This is a genomic window from Myxococcota bacterium (assembly GCA_041389495.1).
Lineage (GTDB): Bacteria > Myxococcota_A > UBA9160 > UBA9160 > UBA4427 > JAWKRT01.
Genome location: JAWKRT010000001.1, coordinates 1,433,273 through 1,457,839, shown reverse-complemented (window position 1 = coordinate 1,457,839; position 24,567 = coordinate 1,433,273). Strand labels below are relative to the sequence as shown.

Sequence of the window (24,567 nt, the reverse complement as noted above, 5' to 3'; positions counted from 1 at the left end):
ACTTGAGGGGAAACTCCCTGACGCGGGAAGCGTCGATCGCCCGCGCGCAGCGCGCGCGCCGGCGGCGAGCACGCACCGTGCAACGGAGCCCGCGCGCAGGGCGCGAGATCAGAAGAGCCGGAAGAGCGCGACGCCGCCTTCGGCGTCGACGAGGCGCGCGCCCGGGAACGCCTCGGCGGCAGCTCGACCGCAGTAGGTGCGCGCGCGGAAGGCGCGCTCGGCGTCTCCCGCGCTGCGCGCCGCGAGCGCGACCCAGCGCGCGCGGGCTCGCGCGAACAGCGCGGGCGCCGGGGCGACGCGGTCCGCTCCGATCCCGACGTCGCCGCGGATCTCGCGACAGGCGGCATCGAGGTCGCTCGCCGCGACGCGCGCCCCCACCGACAGGTGGTAGAGGAACAGCGCGGGCCGCCCCGCCTGCAGGTACAGCGCGAGCGACGGGTCGGTCGGCGCGATCCAGCGCTCGCGGTTCGACGCCGCGACGTGCGCCGCGACGAGGTAGGCCTCGCCGGCCGGCACGCTGCGCGCCTCGAGCGCGCGGAGATCGGCGACGTCGCCCCGCGTCGGGCCTCGCGCCGCGCTCGCGAGCGGCGCCTGGCGCTCGCGCAGGTCGACCTCCGCCGTCGCGAACGCGAGCGCGAGCGCCCCGACCGCGACTCCGAGGGGAACGACGCGGCCCATCGCCCCGCGCGACCGCTCCGTCTCGCGAACGAGGCGCGTGCCGAGTACGGCGCCGGCCGCGACGAGTGGCCAGAGCATCTGCGCGAAGGCGATGGCCGATGCGCGGTTCGCGTAGTCGGGCCAGAGTCGCAGCGCCGCGTCGTCGGCGTGCACCCACGCCCGAAGCGCGGAGCGGCCGGCGGCGTCGAGCGTCGCCGCGACGACGACCGCTCCCACGGCGCGCAGCCACGCCGCATCGCGCCGCCGCAGCACGAGGGCGAGCGGCAGCGGGATCAGGATCCACCGCACCCATCCTTGTAGGGGTGAGATCCCGATCCCCGTAGGGTCCGGAAAGTTGCGCGGCCCCTTCACGAACGGGATGGCGCGGCGCAGGTCGAGCCCGGGCTCGAGCAGCGCGCGGACCGGCCCCTCGACGAGCACGCGCGCCGGCACGAGCGCGTCGACGAGCGTGCGTGTCCGCAGCGCGGCGGCGGCCACGCATCGCGCGCTCGCACAGGTCGCCGCGGGCATCCCGGCGCCGAACTCCGCCTCGACGCGCGCGAGGGCCGCATCGGGCGGCGCGCCCCACCCGAGCGCGCGCGAGGCCGCGGGATCGCCGGCCGCCATCGCCCAGGCGAGCGCGAGGCCGGCCGCCGTGCCGAGAGCGACGCCGCGCCAGCGCGCCGTGCCGGAAGCGAGCGCAGCGACGAGCGCGGTCGCGGAGAGGGTCGCGTGGAGCAGCGCGTGCGTCGGGTTCACGAGCACGACGAGCGCTCCGCTCGCGATGCACGCGAGCGTCGCGGCGAAGCCGGCGAGCGACGCGCGCCCGACCGGCGCGAAGGCGCGCACGCCGCCTGCTGCGGCGAGCAGGACGGCGAAGGGAACCGCGTGCAGGGCGCCGGCCGCGAGCCGACCGGTGCCTTCGTACGCCTCCCACACCGAGAGCTGCGCGGACGAGAGCGCGGCGCTCGACGCGGTGAACACCGCGGTGGCGAGCCACGGCGTCGCGCGGCGTCCGTTCGCGCGCGGCACGAGTGCGCGCGCGCCGGCGACCGCGACGTACACGAGCCACGCCGAAGCGAGCGGCGGCGCGATCGCGACGAGCGTCGTCGGCAGAAGACCCGCGACGCCGCCGAGCCCGGCGAGCCACGCGTGGAAGCCGAGCGGATACGTGATGGGCGCATCCGTCTGCCCGTAGACGTCGGGCGCGAAGCCGAACGACGAGAGCTGCGCGAGCCACGCGATGTGCTGCGCGGGATCGGAGCTGTACGGCGCGAGCGCGCGCCAGTGCGCGCCGCACGTCCACGCGAAGACGGCGAGGAACGCGATGGGCGGCGCGAGGTCGGAGCGACGCGGCGCGATCGCGCGCGCGACGGGCCCGAGCGATGCCGCGAGCGCGAGCAGGAGCGCGAGCGCCGGGAGCGCGAGGCCGCTCCACTGCGGCGCGCCCGCCCAATCGAGGAGGGGTGCGTGCAGGCCGAGCGCTCGCTTCCACACCGCCGATGCGACGAGCCACGCGCACGCCTGCGCGAGCGCGCCCGCGAGCGCTTCGAAGACGGGGTCGCGGAAGACGGCGAACCCGCTCGCCCCGAGGAAGCGTTCGCCGCGCACGCGCAGCACGCGCCCGACCCACCACGAGGCGGCGAACGCGACGCCGAAGCGCGCGGCCGGGTCGGCCGCCTCGCCGCCCGCGCGCAGTACCGCGACGCCCGTCGTCGCTCCCACGCACGCCGCGAGCGCGAGCAGCGCGCGCAGCGCGGCGCTGTCGTCGAGGCGCCGCGCGACGCGCGCGCGAACGGAGTGGAGCGCATCGCGGCCGCGTCGCAGGGCGGGCACGGCGATTCCCCTCCCCTTCGCGCCCGCGCGCGCGTCGCCATCGATGGGATCGAACCGACGGCGCGGCGAGTATATCGGCGTCGCTCGCGCGCGATCGCGATCGCCCCGCGCGGCGCCGCCGAAGTAGGATCCGCCGCGCGCAGGACCTCCGGGCGACGCGCGCGGGAGCGAGCGTGACGGAAGCGAGCCGAGACGGGAGCGGGTTCGAGCCGGTCTCCGCGAGCGGGGCCGCCGCGAAGGAGGGCTGGGCGCGGCGGCTGGTCGCGCACACCGCCTTCCCGGTCGTGCTCGGCTCGACGCTCGTCGCCGCGCACGCGTCGTTCCAGGCGGGCCGCGCCGACATCGCCGCGTTCGCGCTCCTGCTCGCGACGGCCGTCGTCGTCGCGGTGCTCGAGCGGCTCTTCCCGCATCACGCGTCGTGGCTGCACTCGACGGGCGACCTGCGCGTCGACATGGCCTACGTCCCGACCGTCACGGTGACGAGCCAGATCGCCGGCGCGGGCGCCATCTGGCTCGGCTTCCAGGCGTCGGCGTGGGCGAGCGCGGCCCTCGGCGCGACGCTCTGGCCCGCGCACTGGCCGATCGCCGCGCAGCTCGTGCTCGCGCTCGTCGCGGCCGAGCTGCCGAAGTACTGGGCGCACCGGCTCGAGCACGAGGTCGACTTCCTGTGGCGCATCCACGCGACGCACCACAGCGTGCCGCGCCTCTACTTCCTGAACGCGTCGCGCTTCCACCCGCTCGACATCGCGCTCGACGGTCTGCTCGGATTCGGGCCGCTCGTCGCGCTCGGCGCGGGCGAGGAGGTGCTGCTCCTCTTCAGCGTCGTCTCCGCGGTGCACGGCTACTTCCAGCACGCCAACCTCGCGACGCGCATCGGCCCGCTCAACTACTTCTTCTCGATGGCCGAGCTCCACCGCTGGCACCACTCGAAGACGATCGCCGAGGCGAACCACAACTACGGACAGAACTCGAGCGTCTGGGACCTCGTGTTCGGGACGTTCTTCTGGCCGAAGGATCGCGAGCCGCCCGAGCACATCGGGCTCGCCGACCTGCCCGCGTTCCCGACGACGTTCTGGCGACAGCTCGCGTCGCCCTTCGCGTGGCGGCGCATCCGGGCGGAGTCCCGCGCGCTCGCGGAACGCGCCGACACCGCCTGAGCGCACGCCGCGCGCCGTCGACCCGGCGCACGCCGCGCGGTACCCTGCGCCGTCCTGCGGCAAGAGGGGATCGCAGGGTCCCGCTCGAGCTCGGAGACTCGTGAACCCGGTCAGGCCCGGAAGGGAGCAGCCGTAGCGGGGATTCGGTTGCGAGCGGGGGTGCCCTGCGGTCTTCTGTTGCCGCAGCCTCGCGCGGCGCGCCCTCCGGCGCGCCGCGCCCCCAGCGAGGCCCCCGCTTGAGCTACCAGGTCATCGCGCGAAAGTGGCGGCCGCAGGCCTTCGACGAGGTCGTCGGGCAGGCGCACGTCACGACCGCGCTGCGCAACGCGATCCGCACCGGCCGCGTCCCGCACGCCATCCTGCTCACGGGACCGCGCGGCGTCGGCAAGACGACGATCGCGCGCATCGTCGCTCGCTGCCTGAACTGCGAGAAGGGTCCGACGGAGACCCCGTGCGGCACCTGCGACGCGTGCCGCGACATCAGCGCCGGTCGCTCGACCGACGTGCAGGAGGTCGACGCGGCGAGCCGCACCAGCGTCGACGACGTGCGCGAGCTGATCGAGTCGATCCGCTACGCGCCCTCCCCCGGCAAGCACCGCATCTTCGTCGTCGACGAGGTGCACATGCTCTCGACGGCTGCGTTCAACGCGCTGCTGAAGACGCTCGAGGAGCCGCCGCCGAGCAGCCTCTTCCTCTTCGCGACGACGAACCCCGAGAAGATCCCGTTCACGGTCGTGTCGCGCTGCCAGCGCTACGACCTGCGGCGCATCCGGATCGCCGACGTCGCCGATCAGCTCGGCCGGATCGCGGAGGCGGAGGGCGTCTCGCTCTCGCGCGCGAGCCTGGTCTCGATCGCGCTCGAGGGCGACGGCTCGATGCGCGACGCGCAGACGCTGCTCGACCAGCTGATCGCCTACGGCGGCAACGAGATCTCCGACGAGACGGTCGCGACCGTGCTCGACCTGATCGACCGCCGCGTGCTGCTCGCGATCGCGCGCGCGTGCATCGAGCGCGACGCCGCGGCCGCGCTCGACGCGTGCGCGCGCGCCGTCGATTCCGGCAGCGACCCGAAGCGTCTGGCGGCCGCGTTGATCGCGCTGCTGCGCGACCTCGTCGTGCTCGCGATCGCGCCCGACGGCGAGCTCGTCGAGGCGAGCGACGCCGAGCTCGAGGAGCTGCGCACGCTCGCCGGATCGACGGACGCCGCGAGGCTGCGCCGCATGTTCCGCGCGATGGTCCGCGAGCAGGAGGATCTCGCCTGGGCGCCGCAGCCCTACGCGGTGCTCGAGATGGCGATCGTGCGGCTCGCGACGATGCCCGACGGCGAGGACGTCGCGCGCCTGCTCGCCCGGCTCGACGCGCTCGAGCGGCGCCTCGCAGGCGGCGGCAACGTGGGCGGCGGGCGCGGCGGCGAGGGAGCACCGGCGCGATCGACGCCGCCCGCGCGAGGCGAGCCCGGCCCTCCGACGGCGCGCCGCGGCACGCCTCCCGACGACGCGCCTCCCCGCCGCGCGGCAGCCGACGCCCCGCCCCGCAGCGCGCCCGGCGAAGCGGCGCCCCGGTCGGCGCCTCCGCGCGCGTCCGCCCCGACCCGCGCGGCCCTCGACGACGACGTGCCCTTCCCGGACGACGTCGACTTCGGCGACCCCGACGCCGAAGTCGACGGGCGCGGCGACGACTCCGCCTTCGGGTCGACCCGCGCCGCGCCGTCGCGGGCGCGCGGACCGCGCGCCGACGAGGCTCCGCTTCCCGTGGTGTTCGACCGCCTCCGCGCCTTCGCCCAGGAGCGCGACCGCGGAGGCTTCGCGGCGCTCGCCGACGCGAGGCTCGTCGAGCGCCAGAGCGGCTTCGTCGCGATCGAGCTCGGAAGCGACTTCCAGGCGCGCCGCCTGCGCGACCGGGCCGCCGCGCTCGAAGCGGTCTGCTCGGAGTTCTTCGCCGAGCCGACGACGGTCGAGATCCGCTGCGCCGAGTCGACGCCGCCGCCGCGCCGGGCCCGCGGTGCGCGCGACGACGCCCCGCAGCGCGACGGCGACGACGCCTCGGCGCTCCGCCGCGAGGCCGCCCGCCGTGCGCGCCAGGCCGCGCTCCACAACGAGGGCGTGAACACCGCGCTCGAGGTGCTCGGCGCGTCGATCGTCGACATCCAGCCCATCGCGCCGGGCGGGCCGCGAGGCGCGCGCACGTGAGCGCACCCGACCTCGGCAAGCTGCTCGCGAGTGCGCGGGAGATGCAGTCGCGTCTCGCCGAGGTGCAGCGCGACCTCGCGAACCGACGCATCGAGGGAACCGCGGGTGGCGGCATGGTGCGCGCCGTCGTCGACGGACAGCTGCGCGTCCACGCCGTCGAGATCGAGCCGCAGATGCTCGCGACCGGCGACGCGCACATGCTCGGCGACCTGTGCGCCGCGGCCGTGAACGCCGCGCTCGCGAACGCCCAGCGCGTGGCGCGCGAAGAGCTCGAGCGCGCCTCGGGCGGGCTCGGAGGAGCGCTCGGCGGCGGCCTCGGAGACGCGCTCGGCAAGCTCTTCGGCGGCTCGGCGTGAAGACGTCGCCGGCGATCGACCGGCTCGTCGCGGCGCTGCGGCGGCTGCCCGGCATCGGCGAGAAGTCGGCCACGCGGCTCGCCTTCTTCCTGCTCGGCGCGGCCGACGGCTTCGTCGCCGAGCTCGGCGACGCGATCGCGCGGCTCAAGCAGGACACGGTGCTGTGCGAGCGATGCTTCAACCTGACGGACGCATCGCCCTGCGGCGTCTGCCGCGACGGCTCGCGCGACGCGGCGCTCGTGTGCGTGGTGGAGGAGCCGGCCGACCTCGTCGCGGTCGAGCGGAGCGGCGGCTACCGCGGCCACTATCACGTGCTCGGCGGCACGCTGTCGCCGATCGACGGCGTGGGCCCCGACGAGCTGCGGATCGGCGAGCTCGAGGCGCGCGTGCGCGCGGGCGACGTCCGCGAGGTCATCCTCGCCACGAATCCGAACGCCGAGGGCGACGCGACCGCGCACTACATCGCCGACCGGCTCGCCGACGCGGGCGTCGCGCTCTCGCGCATCGCCTACGGCATGCCGCTCGGCGGCGACCTCGAGTACGCGGACCACGTGACGGTGGGCCGGTCGCTCGAGCATCGGCGCCCGCTCGATCGCTAGTGCGGCCGCTCCGGCGAATGCCGCACTCAAGCCGCCGGGTGGCGAATCCGATGCCGCCCGTCGTCAACTTGGTTGCCCTTGGAGTGGGCTCCGGATAGATTGCACCGGAATCCTCGTCATTCCGAGCGGTTACAGAGGCGCCTGCCGATGTTCGAAGCCCAGCTCGTCATGCGCGATGAGGACCACAAACGCATCCTCGTCGTCATCTCGCGGCTCGTGCGCGACGCCAACTCGAAGGGCGTCTTCCTCGTCGACAAGAACGGTCACCTGATGGCCGAGGCCGGCGAACTCACCGGCATCGACAGCACGAGCCTCGCCTCGCTCACGGCCGGCTGCATCGCAGCGACCGGCGGCCTCGCCAAGATCGTCGGCGAGGAGGAGTTCCCGACCCACTTCCACCAGGGCCAGCGCGACAACCTCCACATCACGATGGTGGGGACGCGCATCATCCTGGTGGTCATCTTCGACGACCGCAGCTCGCTCGGCCTGGTGCGGCTGCGCGTGAAGAAGGCGACCGGCGAGCTGGCGAAGATCTTCGAGGACATCGAGAAGAAGACCGAGCAAGACGCGCGCGCCGGGGGCTCTCCGTTCGCCGAGATCACCGACGACGACATCGACAACCTGTTCTCGGACTAGGCGGCCGCACCCATGTCGTTCATCAACTACTCGTCGCGCGAGATCAACTGCAAGATCGTCTACTACGGCCCGGGCCTGTGCGGGAAGACGACGAACCTGCAGTACATCTACAGCAAGACGAATCCCGACGTGAAGGGGAAGATGATCTCCCTCGCGACGGAGACGGAGCGCACGCTCTTCTTCGACTTCCTGCCGCTCGCGCTCGGCGAGATCCGCGGCTTCAAGACGCGCTTCCATCTGTACACGGTGCCCGGCCAGGTCTTCTACGACGCGAGTCGCAAGCTCATCCTGAAGGGCGTGGACGGCGTCGTGTTCGTGGCCGACAGCCAGATCGAGCGCATGGAGGCGAACGTCGAGAGTCTCGAGAACCTCGGCGTGAACCTGCGCGAGCAGGGCTACGACCTCGCGAAGCTCCCGTACGTGATCCAGTACAACAAGCGCGACCTCCCGAACGCGGCGCCGCTCGAGGAGATGCGACGGGTGCTCAACCCGAACGGCGTCCCGGAGTTCGAGGCCTGCGCGACCGTCGGCAAGGGCGTCTTCGAGACGCTCAAGGCCGTCGCCAAGGGCGTGCTGACCGACCTGAAGAAGCTCGGCGGCTAGCGCGCCGCCCCCGGCTCCCCGCGCAGCGCGCGGTCCGCCCCCGCGCAGCGCGCGGTCCGCCCCCGCGCAGCGCGCGGTCCGCGGTACGATGGTCGCATGCCGATCGTCCACTACCGCTCGCGACGGATCGAGTACGAGGTCCACGGCAGCGGGCCCGCCGTCCCGCTCCTGCTCGCGACCGGCACCGGCGGCTCCTACAAGGGCTGGCTCCCGCTCCAGGTTCCCGAGCTCTCGAAGCGCGGACGCGTCGTCCTCTTCAACCACCGCGGCGTCGGCGCGAGCGACGACGACGGCAAGCCCTTCACCACGGCCGACCTCGCCGACGACATGGTCGGCCTGCTCGACGCCCTGCAGATCCCGACCGCGGACGTGCTCGGCGCGTTCATGGGCGGGATGGCCGCCCAGGAGCTCGCGCTCCAGCACCCCGCGCGGCTGCGGCGTCTCGTGCTCACCGGCACCTACGCGCGCGCGGACGCGAAGCGGCGCATGCTGCTCGACCACTGGGCCTCGCTCGCCGCGCGCGGCTTCGCGATGGACGCGATGGTGCGCGAGCGGATGCTGTGGTCGCTGCAGGACGAGACGCTCGCGCAGACGGACCTGATCCAGGGAATGGTCGAGTACCTGTCGAAGGGCGACCTGCCGATGACCGCCGACCTGTTCGCACGGCAGTGCATGGCGTGCATGGAGCACGACACCTACGACCGCCTGCGTCGCATCCAGCACCCGACGCTCGTCGTCAGCGGTCGCAACGATCAGCTGACGCCGCCCCGCCTTCTGCGCGAGATCGCCGACGAGGTGCCGGACGCGCGGCTCGTCACGATCCGCTTCGCGGCGCACCTCGTCATGGTCGAGGCGGCCGAGCGCTTCAACCAGCTGGTCGCGGACTTCCTCGACGAGCACTGAGCGGGCGGCCGAAGCCGCCGACGACTCCGACGCCTACCGCGCGAGCGTGCGCAGCCGCAGCTCGCGAAGCGTCTCGCGCAGGACATCGCTGCGGGCGATCGCCGCGCGCAGGACGCGCGCCGAGAGCGGCCGCGGGCCGCCGACGAGCACGCGGTTGTCGAACCCTTCGATCTCGATCGACACGACGCGCGGGAAGGACGCGCCGAGGCTCGCGGCGACGCGCGACGCCTCGTCGAGCGTGTTCGCGACGAGCACGCCGCCCGACGCGAGACGCGCGCGCGCGAGGTCGTGGGCGGGATGCGGGATCCACGCCGGCTTGTGCACGGCGTCGCCGCGCCCGACGAACACGTCGTCGAGAATGGCATCGAAGCGCCGCCGTTCGCGTTCGAGCACCGCCAGCGCGTCGTCGCGCAGCACCTCGACGCGCAGCGCGTCGAGGTCGAAGTGGGCGCGCGCGACGCGCAGCACCTCGCGGTCGATCTCGACGCCGACCAGCTCGGCGCGCGGCGCGATCGCGCGCACGACCCGCGCCGCGCTCCCCGCGGCGAGCCCGAGGAAGAGGAAGCGGCGTCGGCGCTCCGGCGGAAGCGCGAGCACGGGCGCCGCGATCGCATCCCACACCGAGCCGGTCGTCGCGCGCCCCGGCCGGTAGAGCGACGCGAACGTCCCGTCGACGACGAGCTCGCGCCCGTAGCGGCTCTCGTGCACCTCGACGCGCGGGCGCTCGGCGCGCCGCGCCCGCCCGTCGACCCGCTGCTCCACGCCCTCGCGCGCACCCACTCGTCCGCCCCCGCCCCGGTCGTTCCGGCCCGACGAGTAGCACCGCTAGACTCGCCGCATGCCCGACCCGCTCTTCGCGGGCGCGCGCGGGCGAGCGCTGCGCGTCGCCCTTCCGGTTCCGATCTCCCCGACCGACGGCGCCTTCGACTACCTGCCGCCCGCCGACGACGCGCGGCCGCTCGAGCGCTGGGTGCGCTGCCGCGTGGTGGTGCCCTTTCGCGGGCGCCGCCTGACCGGCGTCGTCGTCGGGATCGCCGGGGACGACGCGCACGCGGGCGCGCTCGCGCGCATCGAGCGCGCGCTCGACGACGAGCCGGTAGTCGGCGAGGCGCTGCTCGACGCGCTGCGCGAGGGCGCGGCGCGCGCGCTCTGCCCGCTCGGGCTCGCGATCGCGCCCGCCCTCCCGCCGGGCGCAGCGCCGCGCATGACGCGCCAGCTCGCGATCACGCAGCGCGGGCGCGACGCGCTCGCGAGCGGCGCGGCGCGCGGAGCGCTGCGCGACGCGCTCGCCGCGCTCGCGAAGGCCCCGCTCTCGCCGGCCGCACTCGCGCGCCGCTTCCCGCGCGGCGGAGACGCGCTGCGCGCGCTCGAACGCGACGGGCTCGCGATCGCGCGCGCGGGCGAGCTGCGGCCGAGCGCGCGGCTCCCCACCGAGCGCGTCGCCGTGTCGGTGTGCGGCGACGTCGAAGGGACGTGCGCGAGCGAGCTCGCGCGCGCGCCGCGGCAGGCCGAGCTGCTTCGCCGCATCGCGGCCGAGGGACCCGTCGCCGCGTCGCTCCTCGACGCGCCGGCCGCGCTCCGCGCGCTCGCGACGCGCGGCTTCGTGCGGATCGAGGAGCGCGCCGTCGAGGTCGGCGCGCCCGGCGGCGCCGACGACGCGTTCGACGCGGCCGCGACACCGCCCGCGCTGACCGCCGAGCAGCGCGCGGCGCTCGAGCCGATCCTGCGCGACGTCGAACGACGGCGCGCGGGGCACTACCTGCTGCACGGCGTCACGGGCAGCGGCAAGACCGAGGTCTACCTGCACGCCGTCGCGCACGCGCTCGCGCAGGGTCGTCAGGCGCTCGTGCTCGTCCCCGAGATCACGCTCACCCATCAGATCGTGGCGCGCCTGCGCGCGCGCTTCGGGCAACGCGTCGCGGTGCTCCACAGCGGCCTGCGCCCGCCCGAGCGCCTCGACCAGTGGTGGCGCATCGCGCGTCGCGAGCTGCCGATCGCCGTCGGCGCGCGCAGCGCGCTCTTCGCACCGCTCGACGACCTCGGCGTCGTCGTCGTCGACGAGGAGCACGACCCCGCCTACAAGAACGAGGAGGGCTTCCGCTACCACGCGCGCGACCTCGCGCGCCTGCGCGCGCAACGCGCCGGGTGCCCGCTCGTGCTCGGCAGCGCGACCCCGGCGCTCGAGACGCGCCACGCGGCCGAGCGCGGCGAGACGGTGCGGCTCGTGCTCTCCCACCGGATCGCGGGGCGGCCGCTGCCGCGCGTCGAGGTCGTCGACCTGCAGGCCGAGCGCGACCGCACGCCGCGCGGTCGCAGCCGCACGCTGACGCGCCCGCTCGTGCGCGCGCTCGAGAGCACGCTCGCCGAAGGCCACCAGGCGATCCTGTTCCTCAACCGCCGGGGCTTCTCGACGCGCATCTTCTGCTTCGAGTGCGGTCACGCGGAGCGCTGCAAGAACTGCGACGTCGCCCTCGTGTACCACGCGCGCGAGGCGCACCTGCGCTGCCACTACTGCGACTACGCGAAGGCGCCGCCCGAGGTCTGCGGCGGCTGCGGGGCGCCGGACGCCGCGCTGCTCGGCGTGGGCACGGAGCGCCTCGAGGAGGAGCTGCGCGCGCGGCTCCCCGATGCGCGCATCGCGCGGCTCGACCGCGACACCGCGGCGCGTCGCGGCTACACGGAGTCGGTGCTGCGCGCGCTCCGCGAGCGCAAGCTCGACGTGCTCGTCGGCACGCAGATCGTCGCGAAGGGGCACGACTTCCCCGGCGTGCGGCTGGTCGGCGTCGTGGCGGCGGACGTCGGGCTCCACCTGCCGGACTTCCGCGCCGCAGAGCGCACCTTCCAGCTGCTCACCCAGGTCTCGGGCCGCGCCGGCCGCGACGCGACGCCCGGCCACGTGGTGCTGCAGACGTTCGTGCCCGACCACTACGCGATCGCGCCCGTCGTCGAGCACGACTACGAGCGCTTCTACCGCGAAGAGCTCGAGCACCGCCGCGCGCTCGGCTACCCGCCCTTCGGCGCGCTCGCGCAGTGCGTCGTGTCGGCCGAGGCGGAGGACGTCGCGCGCGACGCCGCGGGGCGCCTCGCCGCGCGTGCGCGCGAGGCCGCCGCGCGCGAGCCGGGCGCCGACGTGCTCGGCCCGGCGCCCGCGCCGCTCGCGCGCCTGCGCGGCCGCTTCCGCTTCCAGCTGCTCGTCAAGGCGCCGACGCGCGACGCCGCGACGAACGTCGCGCGCGCCGTGCGCGACGACATCCCGCGCCTGCCGCGCGCGGCGGCGGCCGTCCTCGACCTCGATCCGGTCCACATGCTATAGACGCCCGGCGACGGCACTCGCCGTCGCGCCCCCCCGACGATGCGATCCACCCGGCGGATGCCATGGCGTTGCGCGCAGTCCTGAAGTTCCCCGATCCGCGCCTCAAGCGCGTGTCGGAGCCCGTCGGCGACGTCACCGACGCGCTGCGCGAGCTCGCGCGCGACATGTGCGAGGTGATGTACGACGAGCCGGGCATCGGGCTCGCCGCGCCGCAGGTCGGCGAGGCGGTGCGCCTGATCGTCGTCGACACCGAGTGGACGGAGGACGGCGTCGAGCGCAGCCCGCTCGTCGTCGTGAACCCCGTGCTCTCGCATCCGGAGGGCAAGATCGTGTGGACCGAGGGCTGTCTCTCGGTGCCCGACTTCCAGGCCGACGTCGAGCGCGCCGAGCGCATCACGCTCACCGGCACGGACCTCGACGGGAACGCGATCGAGGAGCGCGCCGAGGGCCTGCGCGCCGTCTGCTTCCAGCACGAGCTCGACCACCTCGACGGCGTCCTCTTCATCGACCGCATCAGCCGCCTCAAGCGCTCGATGTACGTCAAGCGCCGCAAGAAGCAGCTCCGCTTCGAGGAAGAGGAGGCGGGCGCGACGAGCGGGCGCGCGCTCTGACGCGCTCCGCCGACGCGCCTGCGGTGCGCTCGCTGCGCGTCGCGTTCTTCGGCACGCCCGAGCTCGCGGTTCCCACGCTCGCGCGTCTCGCGGACGGACCGCACGAGGTCGTCTGCGTCGTGACGCAGCCCGATCGCGCGCGCGGGCGCGGGCGGCGGACGTCGCCCTCGCCCGTCGCCGAGGCCGCGCTCGCGCGCGGGCTCCCGGTGCTGCGTCCCGAGAAGATCGGCGACGAGGTGGCGGTCGCCGCGCTGCGCGCGCACGCGCCCGACGTCGGGGTCGTCGTCGCCTACGGGCAGTTCCTCCCGAAGAAGGTGCGCGAGCTGCCGTCGTGCGGGTTCCTCGTGAACGCGCACGCGAGCCTGCTCCCGAAGCTGCGCGGGGCGGCGCCGATCGCGCGCGCGATCCTCGACGGCGAGACGCGTACCGGCATCTCGGTGATGCGCGTCGAGCGCGAGATGGACGCGGGCCCCGTCGCCCTCGTGCGCGAGCTCGCGATCGGCGACGACGAGAACACCGAGCAGCTCGAGACGCGCCTCGGCGCGCTCGCCGCCGACGCGATCGCCGAGGCGCTCGACCTGCTCGCGCGCGACGCACTCGCCTTCACGCCGCAGGACGACGCGCGCGCGACGCTCGCGCCGAAGCTCGAGCGTGCGGAGGCCGAGCTCGACTGGCGCGCTCCCGCGCGCGAGCTCGCGCGCCGCGTGCGCGCCTTCGCGCCGCGCCCCGGCGCGACGACCGCGCTCGACGGCGAGCCGCTGCGCGTGCTCGCCGCCGACGTCGACGAGGCCCCCGTCGACCGCGCGCCGGGCACGGTGCGCCTCGACCCCGCGAGGCGCGACGCGCCTCTCGCGATCGCGACCGGCGACGGCTGGCTGCGGCCGCGCGTGCTGCAGCGCGCCGGCGGCAAGGCCCTCGACGTCGCGGCCTTCCTGCGCGGACGGCCGCTCACGGACGGGGTGCGCCTCGCCGACGCGCCGAGCTCGCCCGCCCATCCCGGTCGATCCGGGGACGGCTGCTAGACTCGCGCGCCGGCAGGGTTCACAGCCTGCCGCCCCCCTTCCCCGTTCGCCCGCCGGCCCCCCGCGCCGGGAGAGGTCCTCCCAGGCACCGGGGCCCGGATCGACGGCAGCCGCGCGGCTGCGCAGGTCGTCCCGTGCCCGAACGCCCCCCTCGCCGCGGCAGCGACGACGACGGCGAACGCGAAGGCGGACGCCGCGGCGGACGCGCGCGACCGCGCCGCGGACGGCCGGAGCCGCGCGTCGCCGCGGGCCACCACCGCCGCGGCGGGCCGACGCTCGCGCGGCAGATCGCGGTGCGCGTGCTCGAGCGCGTCGAGCGCGTGCGCGCATTCGCCGACCTCGCGCTCCACCACGCGCTCGCGTCGACGGAGCTCTCGGGCGCGGACCGCGCGCTCGCGACCGAGATCGTCTACGGAACGCTTCGCTGGCGAGGCCGGATCGACTTCGTGCTCGGCCACGTGCTCGACCGCGACCTCGAGAAGCTCGAGCCGATGGTCGCGAGCATCCTGCGCGCCGGCGCCTACCAGCTCCTGTTCGCGGATCGCATCCCGGCGAGCGCGGCGGTCGACGAGTCGGTGCGCTGCGCGCGCGCGCTCGGTGCCGGTCGCGCGTCGGGGCTCGTCAACGCGGTGCTTCGCAGGCTCGCGCGCGATCACGTCGGCATCCCCGTCCCCGCGCTCGACAAGGACCCGCACGGTCACCTCGTCCACGCGCTGTCGGTTCCGCCGTGGATCGCCGAGCGCTGGCTCGAGCGCTTCCCGCCCGACGAAGCGGCCGCACTGGCGCGCGCCTCGAACGAGCCCGCGCCGCGCACCGTGCGCGCGAACCGCGCGCGCACGACGCGCGACGCCCTGCTCGCGCGCCTGCGCGAGCGCTACGACGAGGCGCGGCCGTGCGCGATCGCGCGCGACGGCATCGCGCTCGGTCGCGGCGCCGCGCCGAGCCGGCACCCCGCGTTCCTCGCCGGCGAGTTCTCGATGCAGGACGAGGCGTCGCAGCTCGTCGTCGAGCTGCTCGACCCGCAGCCGGGCGAGCTCGTGCTCGACGTCTGCGCGGCCCCGGGCACGAAGGCGCTCGCGATCGCGGAGCGCGTCGGCGACGCGGGCCGCGTCGTCGCGTGCGATCGGCACGCCGGGCGGCTGCGGCTCGTCGCGCGCGACGCGCGGCGCCTCGGGCTCGCCCACGTCGAGACGCTCGTGCGCGACGGCGCGGAGTCGCTCGAGGATCTCGTGCCGGAGGGGCGCGCGGGCTTCGATCGCGTGCTGGTCGACGCGCCCTGCTCGGGGCTCGGCTCGCTGCGCCGAAACCCCGACGCGCGCTGGCGCATCCGGCCCGCCGACGTCGAGGCGCTCGCCGACCTGCAGCGCCGCATCCTCGACCGCGCGGCCGCCGTCGTGCGCCCGGGCGGCGTGCTCGTCTACAGCACCTGCACGCTGCTGCCCGAGGAGAACGAGCGCCAGGCGGACGCGTTCGCGCAGCGCCATCCGGAGCTGCGCCGCTGCGCGCGGCGCGAGCTGCCCGCGCACCTCACGCCCGCGCTGCGCGACGACGGCGCGCTCGAGTGCCTGCCGCACGTCCACGGCACGGATGGCTTCTACGCCGCGCGCTTCGCGCGCGCCGACGACCGCGAACCCGAAGGAGCACGCTGATGTCCGCTTCCGCCGCGCCCCGCGAGACCGTGATCGCCCCGTCCATCCTCGCCGCCGACTTCGGACGGCTCGCCGAGGAGGTGCGGGCCGTCGAGGAGGCGGGCGCGGACTGGATCCACGTCGACGTGATGGACGGCCGCTTCGTCCCCAACATCTCGCTCGGCCCGGCGATCGTCGCGGCGGTGAAGGCGGCGACGTCGCTGCCGCTCGACGTGCACCTCATGATCGTCGAGCCCGAGCGCTACGTGCCGGACTTCGTCGCCGCGGGCGCGTCGACGGTCGGCGTGCACGTCGAGGCCTGTCCGCACCTGCACCGCAACCTCGCGCAGATCCGCGAGGCCGGCGCGCGGGCGTGCGTCGTGCTCAATCCCGGCACGCCGGCCCAGTCCATCGAACGCGTGCTCGAGCACGTCGACCAGGTGCTCGTGATGACGGTGAACCCGGGCTTCGGCGGACAGAAGTTCATCGAGAGCGCGCTGCCCACGGTCGCGACGATCCGCCGCTGGGTCGTCGAGCGCGGGCTCGACGTCGACATCGAGGTGGACGGCGGCATCGGGAGCGAGACGGTCGGTCGCGCCGCGCGCGCGGGTGCCAACGCCTTCGTCGCCGGGAGCGCCGTGTACGGCGCGCCGAGCTACCGCGACGCGATCGAGGCCATCCGCGCCAACGCGCGGGTCGGGGGCTGAGCGGCGACGCGCCTCCGCCCGCGATCGCCGCAGGGCGACCCGACGGTCGCCGGCGACGGGCGGGCCGGCATGCCGCGGGCGCCGCCGGGCGCGCGCGAGGCGCACTCCACCGGTTGGCGGCGGCGACGGGGAAATGCATACTCCGCCGCCTCGGGGCGTGGCGCAGTTTGGTAGCGCGCTTCGTTCGGGACGAAGAGGTCGCTGGTTCGAATCCAGTCGCCCCGACCACCTCTTGCCTCTTCCTGCTCTTCGGGCTCCGGAATGCGGGCCGCGCGCGGACGCGGCTCAGGCGGCTTCGAGCGCCGCCCGCGCGGCGACGCCCTGCGTCGCGCCGATCGCGGCGGCGGGTCGCACGATCCACGCGGCGAGCAGCCCGGCCCACAGTCCCTTGCCGAGCGCGTAGACCACGGGCGAGAGCGACACCGCGCCGGCCGCGAGCCCCGCGACCACGAGCGCGCTCGCGAGCGCACCCGCCGCACCGAACGCGACGGCGACGCCGGCGGTCGGCGCGCCCGCCGCGCGCGCGAGCCAGCCCGGCGCGCGCGCGGGCGCGGCGAGCTCGCCGCGCGCGCCGCCGCGCGGCGATGCGTGGCAACGACGATCGCAGCGACGATCGAGGCGAGCAGGAAGCCCGTGATCAGGAGATCGACGCCGTAGCTCGCGTCGCCGAACGTCGCGAGCGTCTCGTGGCCGCGCAGGAGCGCGTAGGCGATGGCGCCGTTGATGACGAGATTGGCGGCGAAGTTCACGCGCGCGCCCTTGCGCACGTGGTCGTCGAACGAGTGCGCGGCGTCGCTCACGGCGCTTCCTCCTGCGATGGGCGGCGAAGTCCGGCCATTCTCGCCGCGCGCGCCTCAGCGACGCGCGAGCATCCGCTCGGCGCGCGCGCGCTGGAAGGTGATGCAGGTCGAGTCGGCCGGGATCTCGTCGAGCGGCCGCGCCACGAGCGACGGTCGGATGTCGATCGCCCGGGCGATCGGCTCGAGCGCCGCGAGATCGAAGCCGTAGAGGGCGGCCGCGTTCTCGCCGAGCATCTTGCGCACCTCGTCCTCCGGCACGTCGGCGAACGCGAAGCGCATGTTCTCGCGCGAGTACGGGTAGCAGCCCTCGTAGTGCGGATAGTCGTTGCCCCACATCACGCGGTCGACGCCCACCACGTCGCGGCCGGCCACGTCCTGCGGCGACGGGAAGCTCGCTCCGTACCAGCAATTGCGCTTCACGTAGGTGCTCGGGAGCTCCTTCAGCGCGGGGTCGCGCGACGCGTCGATCTCGCCGATCGCACCGGCCTTCCACGCGAGGTACATCCCGTCCATCTGCTGCATGAGCTTCGGCGCCCACGCGCAGCCCGATTCCGTGAGCACGTAGCGCAGGCGCGGGAAGCGCTCGAAGACACCGCCCATCACGAGGTGCGTGAGCCCGCGCTGCACGAAGAACGACATCTCCATCGCCCACAGCGCCGTCGACCCCTGGCCCTCGCAGTAGGTCGGACAGCCCTGCCCCGAGTGCTGGTTGACGACGAGGTCGCAGTCCTGGATCGCGGCCCACAGCCGATCGTAGTCGGGGTGGTTGAGCGGACGGACGTGCGCCTCGGACGGCGACGGCAACGGCAGCAGCAATCCGCCGCGCAGCCCGTGGTGCGCGATCCACTGCACGTCTTCGATCGCGTCGTCGATGTCGTTCAGGTGGAGGAGCCCGATGCCCGCGCGGCGCGCGGGCTCCTCGGCGCAGAACTCGGCGAGCCAGCGGTTGTGCGCGCGCGTTCCCGCGAGCGCGTGCTCGTACTCCGCCGGCGCGGGCGGCGGTGCGACGTGGAACGCCTTCGCGTAGAACGGAGGCACCGTGTTCGGGAAGACGACCTCGCCCGCGACGCCGTCGGCCTCGAGGTCGCGCGCGCGCTCCGCGGAGTCCCAGTTCTTCGTCTTCTTCCCGCCGATGTGCTCCTTCGACGGGTTGCGATACGAGCCTCGCCACTCGTCGAACGCCGCGCGGTACTTCGGGTCGAGGTACGCGCGGTAGGCGTCGACCGACGCACCCGCGTGCGTGTCGGCGGTGATCGTGACGATGGGGCGATCGCTTCGGGCCACGGCGCGCACCTCGCTGTCGCCGGCGACTTCCGCGCGCGACGCGCCGGCACCGGCCGCGCGATCGTATCCGCCGGCTCGCGACGCGATCAAGCGACGCGCGCGCGGAAGGGCGTGCGCAACTTCCTTCGGTGGCGCCCGGAAACGCTGGACGACGACCTGCGCACGCCGTCTCGGGCACGCCTCAACCCTTCGTCGTTACAGCGTTTTCGAGCGGCGAGCGCGTTGACACCCCCGAGCGCTGGTGCCACGATCGGCCGCGCTCCGACGGGAAGGACGCTGTCGCGGGAAATGCGGAGTCGAACGTTCCCACGCCACGGTCGGGCCGGTTGATCCCAAAGGATGGGCCCACAACGGATGCACCCCACGCTCGGGCGGATCGTCGTCCTCGATCCACGATCCCGATGCACACCCGCACGTTCCTGGAAGCTGCGCGGGTGCGGAGAACGGCGATGACGTTCGAGGAGATGGCCTGGGAGTTCGTCGAGGTGTTCGAAGACCTCGACAGCGATCGCATCAACGAGATGCTCGCGAAGAACGTCCCGTTCGACACGATCGACTTCATCGCGAAGTACGCGCGCGAGTACGGAGAGAGCGAGAACCTCTCCGGTCGCACGCTCGATCGGCTGCCGAACCTGATGTTGATCGGCTACCTGCTGCGCGTGCTCGAAGAGCGCCTGCAGCCGACGACGACCTCCGAGTTCTGATCCGGCGCGCGGAGCGGCACGCGCAGTCCGCGACCCGTCACGGGGCGCGGACTGCGCGCCGCTTCGCGCGGCCGTTCACGGCATCGCGACCTGCGGCTGGCCGGGCGCGCCCATGAGCGGCGGCGACGTGCCCGGGTCCGTCGTCGTGCCGCCCGTCGAGCCACCCCCGCTCGAGCCGCCACCCGTCGCGCCACCGCCCGTCGACGTCCCTCCCGTCGCGCCACCGCCGGTCGAGCCCCCGCCCGTCGAGCCGATGGGCGTCGACGAGACCAACGCCACCTCGAGCGCCGACAGCGTCGGCTGCCACACCTCCTCGGCGAGCTGCACGCTGAGCGAGCCGTCGGTCACGTCGATGTCGAACTCGTGCGTGATCGCCGTGCGCCACTGCGGGCTCTCCGCGAGCAGGTCGAGGTCGTCGAGCACGAGCTGCGACTCGACGCGCACGTCGAAGACGCGCTGTCCGGCGACGAACTCGTCCCACGCCTCCATGAAGTGCAGGCGGACGTGGTAGCGGCCGTCGGGCAACGGCAGCTCGTAGTGGATGTCGGTCGCGGGATCGGTGTCGTACCGGAGGCTCTGGAAGAGGAACGGATCGCTCGTCGCGAGCGGCTGCAGGCGCGAGTTGTACATCGCCGTGCCCCCGCTGACGTACGCGCCGTCGGCCTCCCAGACGTGGCCGGCCGAGTCGGTGTAGGCGGCGCCACCGACGTTCACGCGATAGCTCGTCGGCAGCGCGCTCCCGCCCGGTGCGGGCGAGGCGGGAGGTGCCGGCGGGTCGTACTGGCGCTCGTTCGAGAGCGGGCTCTCGAGACCCTGCGCGTCGTAGGCGGTGACGGCGACGATCGCGCTCGAGCCGTCGGGCAGGGTGAGATCGAAGTGGTAGACGCCCGACGCATCCGGAGCCGGCATCCCGTCGAAGGCGGGAACGCCGTAGGTGCCGGCGACGTCGCGCGTGTACACGCGGAAGCCCGCAACGTTCGACGTGTCCGCGTGCTGCCAGCCGAGCGACTGGATGCGTGCGTCGGCATCGGCGGCGAGCAGCGCCGAGCCGGCGACGACGGCGAACGTCGCCGCAGCGCGGCGCAGCGACGGGGCAGAGGGGAGCGAGCGGACGAGCTGCATCGAAGACCTCGCATCCGATCGGAGCCAGCCGATCGACGGGAGGTCGTTTCGTCCACGAGCCGGAATCCTCTGTGAGTGCAGTCACAGCACGCCGAGCTGCACATCGGCGCGCAGCGCGCGACGCCGCGACGATCGCCTAGCGATCCGCCGCGCCGTAGCGGCGCACGAGCAGCGGAAGGTTCACGGCGTTGACGAGCGTGTGCGCGACGATCGGAGCGACGAGCGTTCCCGTCGCCTCGAACAGCCAGCCGAACGCGAGCCCCATCGCCGCCGCGAAGAGCGTCCACGCGACGAGCGCGCGTTCCGTCGGCAGGTGGAGCGCACCGAACAGGAGGCTCGCTGCGACGAGCCCGACGCGCGGCTGGAGCGCGCCGCGGAAGAAGAGCTCCTCCGCGAGCCCGCTCGCGCAGGCGAGCAGCAGCGCGTCGGCGACCGAGAGCGCCGGGAGCTGCGCACCGAGCGCCCGCGCGAGCCGGCGGCCGAACGCCGTCCCCTCCGTCAGCGCGAACGAGAGCGCGACCGCCCCGAGGCCGAGCGCGGCGCCTGCGAGCGCGCCCGCGCCGAGGGCGGCCGCTCCGAGCGCCTCCGGCGCGCCCGGTGCCGCGAAGATCCGCTCGCCCGCGAGCCCCTGCCGCCAGACGACCGCCGCCACCGCGAGCGCGCCGTAGAAGATCAGGCCGAGACGCACGAAGCGCGCCGGGTCGAGCGCCCCGGGCGGGCCGCCCGGCGTCGGTGCGCTCACGCCCGCCTCCGCACGCCGCCTCGGACATCCCGATGCGCGTCCACTGCGTTGACACCCCCGGCGAGGTCGATACGGTCCGGTCTGGCCGCGGCCCCGTCCCCCTCGGGAGCCGCGGATCCATTCTGAGGATCGGGTCGCCGGGTGTCGAGCGCGCCGACCGCGCCGGGCCCGGAGCCGGCAGGCGACTCCCCCCGCCCCTCGCACGACCACAGCGGAGCGTGCGACGCCGGTCCGGCACGCCGATGGTGCCGGCCGCACCGACCGAACCACCCACCCGCCCACTGCTGCCGGGGATGCGCCATGGAACGAGTCCCGATGACGAAGGCCGGCTACGACCGGCTGAAGGAAGAGCTCCAGCGCCTGAAGAGCGTCGAGCGCCCGAAGAACGTGCGCGAGATCGAAGAGGCGCGCGCGCACGGCGACCTGTCCGAGAACGCCGAGTACCACGCCGCGAAGGAGCGCCAGGGCCACCTCGCCGCGCAGATCGCGCACCTCGAGGACAAGATCGCGCGCGCCCAGGTCATCGACCCCGCAGGGCAGCCGACCGACCGCGTCTTCTTCGGCGCGACCGTGGTGCTGTGCGACATGAGCACCGACGAGCAGGTCCGGTACACGATCGTCGGCGAGGACGAAGCCGACGCGGCCGCCGGACGGATCTCCGTCACGTCGCCGATCGCCAAGGCGATGATGGGCAAGCGGATCGACGACGAGGTGCGCGTGCAGGTGCCGAAGGGCACGCGCGAGTTCGAAGTGCTGGAGATCGTGTACGAGGGTTGAGGATGCGCGGGCGGCCGCAGCGGCCCGCTCCGCGCCTCCCGGCCGCGGTTGAACTTGCCCGGCGACCCTCTAGACTCCGGCGCCCGTTCGCCGTTCCCCGGTAGCTCAGTTGGCAGAGCAAGCGGCTGTTAACCGCTGGGTCGTAGGTTCAAGTCCTACCCGGGGAGCCAGGCGCGTGCGCTAGGGTGCGAAGCGCCGTGTCGCACCCGCTCCAAGCCCGCTCGCGATGCGCCCCTCCGCGCCGGCTCGCGCTGCGGCTCGTCGCCTCCGCACTGCTCGCGTCGCTCGCGGGCTGCGGCGAGACGCCGCCGCCGGTCGCGCCGAGTGCGCCCCTCGCCGTTCCCGCGAGCGGCTACGTCACGTCCGACACGTGCCGCTCGTGCCACCCCGGCCCCTACGCGAGCTGGGCGGCATCGCACCACAGCATGATGACGCGCGCCGCGACGCCCGCGAGCGTGCTCGGCGACTTCGACGGCGCGACCGCACACGGGCGCGGCCACGACATCGCGCTCTCGCGCGAGGGCGATCGCTTCTTCGCCCGCGTGCCCTCGATCGACTGGGACGGAACGGGCACGCCGAGCTGGGAGAAGCGCGAGATCGTCCTCGTCACCGGCAGCCACAACCTGCAGATCTACTGGTTCGAGACGGGGCGCAGCCGCGTGCTCGGCCGGCTCCCGGTCGCGTGGGAGATCTTCGACCGGCGCTGGTTCCCGACCGCGGACAACTTCATCGCCCCGCCGCTCCCGGACGACGCGCCGCGCGCGCTCGGCTACGGCGAGTGGAACCACGGCTGCATCCAGTGCCACGTGACGGATGCGCGGCCGCACTGGGGCGGCCTCGACCACACGTCGACCGAGGCGAGCGAGTTCGGCATCGCGTGCGAGAGCTGCCACGGGCCGGCCGAGCGCCACGTCGAGCGGATGCGCGACCCGTCGGCTCGTTATGCCGAGCACCTCGCCCCCTCGGACGACCCGCAGCACGCGCTCGCCATCGCGCTTCCGCCGAAGCTGCCCTTCGATCGTCGCTCGCAGGTCTGCGGCCGCTGTCACAGCGTCTGGCGCTTCGCGAGCAACGAGCACTACTCGCGGTTCATGACGGAGCGACTCCCGTTCGAGCCGGGCCAGGACCTCGGCGAGCAGGGCTTCGCGGTGATCGGGAGCCACCGCCTCGACCCCGACTCGTTCTGGCCCGACGACGAGGTGAAGCCCTCCGGCCGCGAGTACAACGGGCTCGTCGCGTCGCCGTGCTTCGCGGCCGGCGAGCTCTCGTGCTTCTCGTGCCACCAGATGCACGCGCCCGTGGCGGCGGGCGACGGCGCCGCGCTCGCGGCCTGGCGCGACGACCAGCTGAAGCCCGGCATGCGCGGCAACGAGGCCTGCCTGCAGTGCCACGACGCGTTCCGCGACGACGGCGCGCGGGCCGCGCACGCGCACCATCCGGCGGGATCGTCGGGCGCGGAGTGCCAGAACTGCCACATGCCGTACACGAACCTCGGCCTGCGCAAGGCCGTGCGCAGCCACACGATCACGAGCCCGCGCGCGGCCACCGACCGCGCGACCGGGCGGCCCAACGCGTGCACCGCCTGCCACGTCGACCGTTCGCTCGGCTGGGCGGCGCGCTGGCTCGAAGCCTGGTACGCACAGCCGGCGCCGCGCGATCTCGACGCGATCGAGCGCGCCGTCCCGGCCACGGTCGTCGACGCGCTGCGCGGCGACGCCGCGCAGCGCGCGCTCGCGGCGTGGGCGCTCGGGTGGCCGGACGCGATGCGCACGAGCGGCTCGGAGGCGTGGGCGACACCGGTGCTCGCGACGCTCCTCGGCGACCCGTATCCGCCGGTCCGCTTCCACGCGAAGCGCGCCCTCGCGCGTCAGCCGGGGCTCGCCGACCTCGTCGTCGACTTCGTCGGCCCGGAGGCCGAGCGCCACGCCGCCGCCGAGGAGGCGACCCGTCGCTGGGTCGCGCTGTCGCGCCGCAGCGGCCGCGTCCCCGACCTCGCGCGCCTGATCGACGCGAGCGCACTCGGGCCGGACGAGCCGCCGCTCACCGCGGCCGTCTTCGACGAGCTGCGGCGCGCCCGCGACGACCGTCCGATCCTCGTGCGCGAGTGAGCCGCGACACGCGCGACGGCCGCGCGTTCGCGCGATCCATCGCGCGTCCCTGCGGTAAGCTCGGCCGGTCGCGCGGCGACGCGGAGAGCGGCGGGGCGCGGACGCGCACCGGGCCGCGCCTGCGAGCGACGCGGCGACGACCGGACGATCCCGGGAACGAGTGAACGAAAGAACGGACGAGAACGAGCTGGGGGGTTTCGTGATCTCGACCTGTCCGCGCGCGCGCCGCGAGCGCCGCCACCGACGACACGCCATCGCACGATCGCTCACGCATGCCGCTCTCGCGGCGGGACTGCTGCTCGCCGCGGCCGCCGCGAGCGCCGAGCAGGCCTGGATCAAGGCCGAGCTCACGCTCAACCTGCGCACCGGCCCGGGCACGCAGTACCGCATCCTCGACGCGGTCAAGAGCGGCGATCTCGTGACCATCCTCGAACGCGCCGAGAGCTGGACGCACGTGCGGCTCGCAGAAGGCAAGGACGGCTGGATCCCGGCCGGCTACCTCGACGCGCAGCCGCCGCCGACGCTGCGCCTCGTGCAGCTCGAGGAGGAGGTCGTCGAGCTCCGCGGCCAGCTCGAGACCGTCACCGCCGATCGCGAGCAGCTGCGGTCGAGCAACGAGTCGCTCGCGTCGAACGACGACGAGCAGGCGACGCGGATCGCCGAGCTCACGCAGGAGAACATGCGACTCACCGCGGGCCAGCGATGGCCCGAGTGGATCACCGGCGGCGCGATGGTCGCCATCGGCATGATCCTCGGCGCGCTCTGGAGCCGCAGCGCGGGCCGGCGCAGCAGCCCGCGCATCCGCCTCTAGCC

22 protein-coding genes, 2 tRNA genes and 1 other RNA gene are annotated in these 24,567 nt (G+C 74.6%); 19 read left to right on the top strand and 6 right to left on the bottom strand.

The genetic code is table 11. The features are described 5' to 3' along the window. Window positions 1–108: 108 nt before the first annotated feature. Complete coding sequence (locus R3E88_06420) at window positions 109–2,493, bottom strand: hypothetical protein (GenBank protein ID MEZ4216093.1); 2,385 nt, start codon at window positions 2,491–2,493, stop codon at window positions 109–111. A gap of 173 nt (window positions 2,494–2,666) precedes the next feature. Here R3E88_06420 and R3E88_06415 point away from each other — a divergent pair, with 173 nt between their 5' ends. From R3E88_06415 to R3E88_06380, 8 genes are all read left to right on the top strand, one after another. Beyond that, window positions 2,667–3,650, top strand: a complete 984-nt coding sequence (locus R3E88_06415; GenBank protein ID MEZ4216092.1) for a sterol desaturase family protein — start codon at window positions 2,667–2,669, stop codon at window positions 3,648–3,650. 71 nt (window positions 3,651–3,721) lie between these two features. After that, window positions 3,722–3,822, top strand: an RNA gene (gene ffs, locus R3E88_06410) — signal recognition particle sRNA small type. 64 nt (window positions 3,823–3,886) lie between these two features. Then, a complete protein-coding gene (dnaX, locus tag R3E88_06405) occupies window positions 3,887–5,839 on the top strand; it encodes a DNA polymerase III subunit gamma/tau (GenBank protein ID MEZ4216091.1) in 1,953 nt (650 codons plus the stop codon). Beyond that, window positions 5,836–6,195 (top strand): YbaB/EbfC family nucleoid-associated protein, encoded by a 360-nt coding sequence (locus R3E88_06400; protein ID MEZ4216090.1) that lies wholly within the window; start codon window positions 5,836–5,838, stop codon window positions 6,193–6,195. Before dnaX ends, R3E88_06400 begins: the two co-directional genes overlap by 4 nt. Next, window positions 6,192–6,794 carry a recombination mediator RecR gene (recR, locus tag R3E88_06395; GenBank protein MEZ4216089.1) on the top strand — a complete coding sequence of 201 codons (603 nt, stop codon included), beginning with the start codon at window positions 6,192–6,194 and terminating at the stop codon, window positions 6,792–6,794. Before R3E88_06400 ends, recR begins: the two co-directional genes overlap by 4 nt. A 147-nt stretch (window positions 6,795–6,941) precedes the next feature. Beyond that, the gene (locus R3E88_06390; protein ID MEZ4216088.1) at window positions 6,942–7,430 is read left to right on the top strand and encodes a roadblock/LC7 domain-containing protein; all 489 of its coding nucleotides are present in this window, start codon (window positions 6,942–6,944) and stop codon (window positions 7,428–7,430) included. 12 nt (window positions 7,431–7,442) lie between these two features. After that, on the top strand, window positions 7,443–8,033 hold the full coding sequence (locus R3E88_06385; GenBank protein MEZ4216087.1) for an ADP-ribosylation factor-like protein: 591 nt from the start codon (window positions 7,443–7,445) through the stop codon (window positions 8,031–8,033). 96 nt (window positions 8,034–8,129) lie between these two features. Beyond that, window positions 8,130–8,936, top strand: a complete 807-nt coding sequence (locus tag R3E88_06380; GenBank protein ID MEZ4216086.1) for an alpha/beta fold hydrolase — start codon at window positions 8,130–8,132, stop codon at window positions 8,934–8,936. A 33-nt stretch (window positions 8,937–8,969) separates the two neighbouring features. On the opposite strand, the gene R3E88_06375 is transcribed toward R3E88_06380, so the two are convergent. Continuing rightward, complete coding sequence (locus R3E88_06375; GenBank protein MEZ4216085.1) at window positions 8,970–9,698, bottom strand: fused MFS/spermidine synthase; 729 nt, start codon at window positions 9,696–9,698, stop codon at window positions 8,970–8,972. Between the two features lie 76 nt (window positions 9,699–9,774). On the opposite strand from R3E88_06375, the gene priA reads away from it, so the two are divergent. The 6 genes from priA to R3E88_06345 all read left to right on the top strand — a co-directional run bounded on the left by priA (window position 9,775) and on the right by R3E88_06345 (window position 16,445). After that, window positions 9,775–12,249 carry a primosomal protein N' gene (gene priA, locus R3E88_06370; GenBank protein MEZ4216084.1) on the top strand — a complete coding sequence of 825 codons (2,475 nt, stop codon included), beginning with the start codon at window positions 9,775–9,777 and terminating at the stop codon, window positions 12,247–12,249. Between the two features lie 62 nt (window positions 12,250–12,311). Continuing rightward, window positions 12,312–12,860 (top strand): peptide deformylase, encoded by a 549-nt coding sequence (gene def, locus R3E88_06365; protein MEZ4216083.1) that lies wholly within the window; start codon window positions 12,312–12,314, stop codon window positions 12,858–12,860. Window positions 12,861–12,883: 23 nt separating this feature from the next. After that, on the top strand, window positions 12,884–13,882 hold the full coding sequence (gene fmt / locus R3E88_06360) for a methionyl-tRNA formyltransferase (GenBank protein MEZ4216082.1): 999 nt from the start codon (window positions 12,884–12,886) through the stop codon (window positions 13,880–13,882). A 134-nt stretch (window positions 13,883–14,016) separates the two neighbouring features. Next, window positions 14,017–15,531 carry a 16S rRNA (cytosine(967)-C(5))-methyltransferase RsmB gene (gene rsmB / locus R3E88_06355; GenBank protein ID MEZ4216081.1) on the top strand — a complete coding sequence of 505 codons (1,515 nt, stop codon included), beginning with the start codon at window positions 14,017–14,019 and terminating at the stop codon, window positions 15,529–15,531. After that, entirely contained in the window at window positions 15,531–16,217 is a 687-nt protein-coding gene (gene rpe / locus R3E88_06350) for a ribulose-phosphate 3-epimerase (protein ID MEZ4216080.1), read from the top strand. The genes rsmB and rpe overlap by 1 nt, the downstream gene beginning before the upstream one ends. A gap of 151 nt (window positions 16,218–16,368) precedes the next feature. Further along, a tRNA-Pro gene (locus R3E88_06345) sits at window positions 16,369–16,445 on the top strand. Window positions 16,446–16,502: 57 nt separating this feature from the next. Here R3E88_06345 and R3E88_06340 read toward each other — a convergent pair. After that, window positions 16,503–16,667, bottom strand: a complete 165-nt coding sequence (locus R3E88_06340; protein MEZ4216079.1) for a hypothetical protein — start codon at window positions 16,665–16,667, stop codon at window positions 16,503–16,505. 404 nt (window positions 16,668–17,071) lie between these two features. Beyond that, complete coding sequence (locus tag R3E88_06335) at window positions 17,072–18,301, bottom strand: amidohydrolase family protein (protein ID MEZ4216078.1); 1,230 nt, start codon at window positions 18,299–18,301, stop codon at window positions 17,072–17,074. A 449-nt stretch (window positions 18,302–18,750) separates the two neighbouring features. Between R3E88_06335 and R3E88_06330 the strand changes: the two genes are divergently transcribed. Beyond that, window positions 18,751–19,005 (top strand): hypothetical protein, encoded by a 255-nt coding sequence (locus tag R3E88_06330; protein ID MEZ4216077.1) that lies wholly within the window; start codon window positions 18,751–18,753, stop codon window positions 19,003–19,005. A gap of 75 nt (window positions 19,006–19,080) precedes the next feature. Here R3E88_06330 and R3E88_06325 read toward each other — a convergent pair whose 3' ends face one another. Then, window positions 19,081–20,127, bottom strand: a complete 1,047-nt coding sequence (locus R3E88_06325; GenBank protein MEZ4216076.1) for a malectin domain-containing carbohydrate-binding protein — start codon at window positions 20,125–20,127, stop codon at window positions 19,081–19,083. 136 nt (window positions 20,128–20,263) lie between these two features. Further along, window positions 20,264–20,869: a CPBP family intramembrane glutamic endopeptidase gene (locus R3E88_06320; protein MEZ4216075.1), complete on the bottom strand. Its 606-nt coding sequence runs from the start codon at window positions 20,867–20,869 to the stop codon at window positions 20,264–20,266. 300 nt (window positions 20,870–21,169) lie between these two features. On the opposite strand from R3E88_06320, the gene greA reads away from it, so the two are divergent. The 4 genes from greA to R3E88_06300 all read left to right on the top strand — a co-directional run bounded on the left by greA (window position 21,170) and on the right by R3E88_06300 (window position 24,565). Continuing rightward, window positions 21,170–21,646: a transcription elongation factor GreA gene (gene greA, locus R3E88_06315; GenBank protein ID MEZ4216074.1), complete on the top strand. Its 477-nt coding sequence runs from the start codon at window positions 21,170–21,172 to the stop codon at window positions 21,644–21,646. A gap of 94 nt (window positions 21,647–21,740) precedes the next feature. Continuing rightward, window positions 21,741–21,816 (top strand) — tRNA-Asn (locus R3E88_06310). 27 nt (window positions 21,817–21,843) lie between these two features. Continuing rightward, window positions 21,844–23,754: an ammonia-forming cytochrome c nitrite reductase subunit c552 gene (locus tag R3E88_06305; GenBank protein MEZ4216073.1), complete on the top strand. Its 1,911-nt coding sequence runs from the start codon at window positions 21,844–21,846 to the stop codon at window positions 23,752–23,754. 160 nt (window positions 23,755–23,914) lie between these two features. Then, the gene (locus R3E88_06300; GenBank protein MEZ4216072.1) at window positions 23,915–24,565 is read left to right on the top strand and encodes a TIGR04211 family SH3 domain-containing protein; all 651 of its coding nucleotides are present in this window, start codon (window positions 23,915–23,917) and stop codon (window positions 24,563–24,565) included. The last annotated feature ends 2 nt before the right edge of the window (window positions 24,566–24,567 follow it).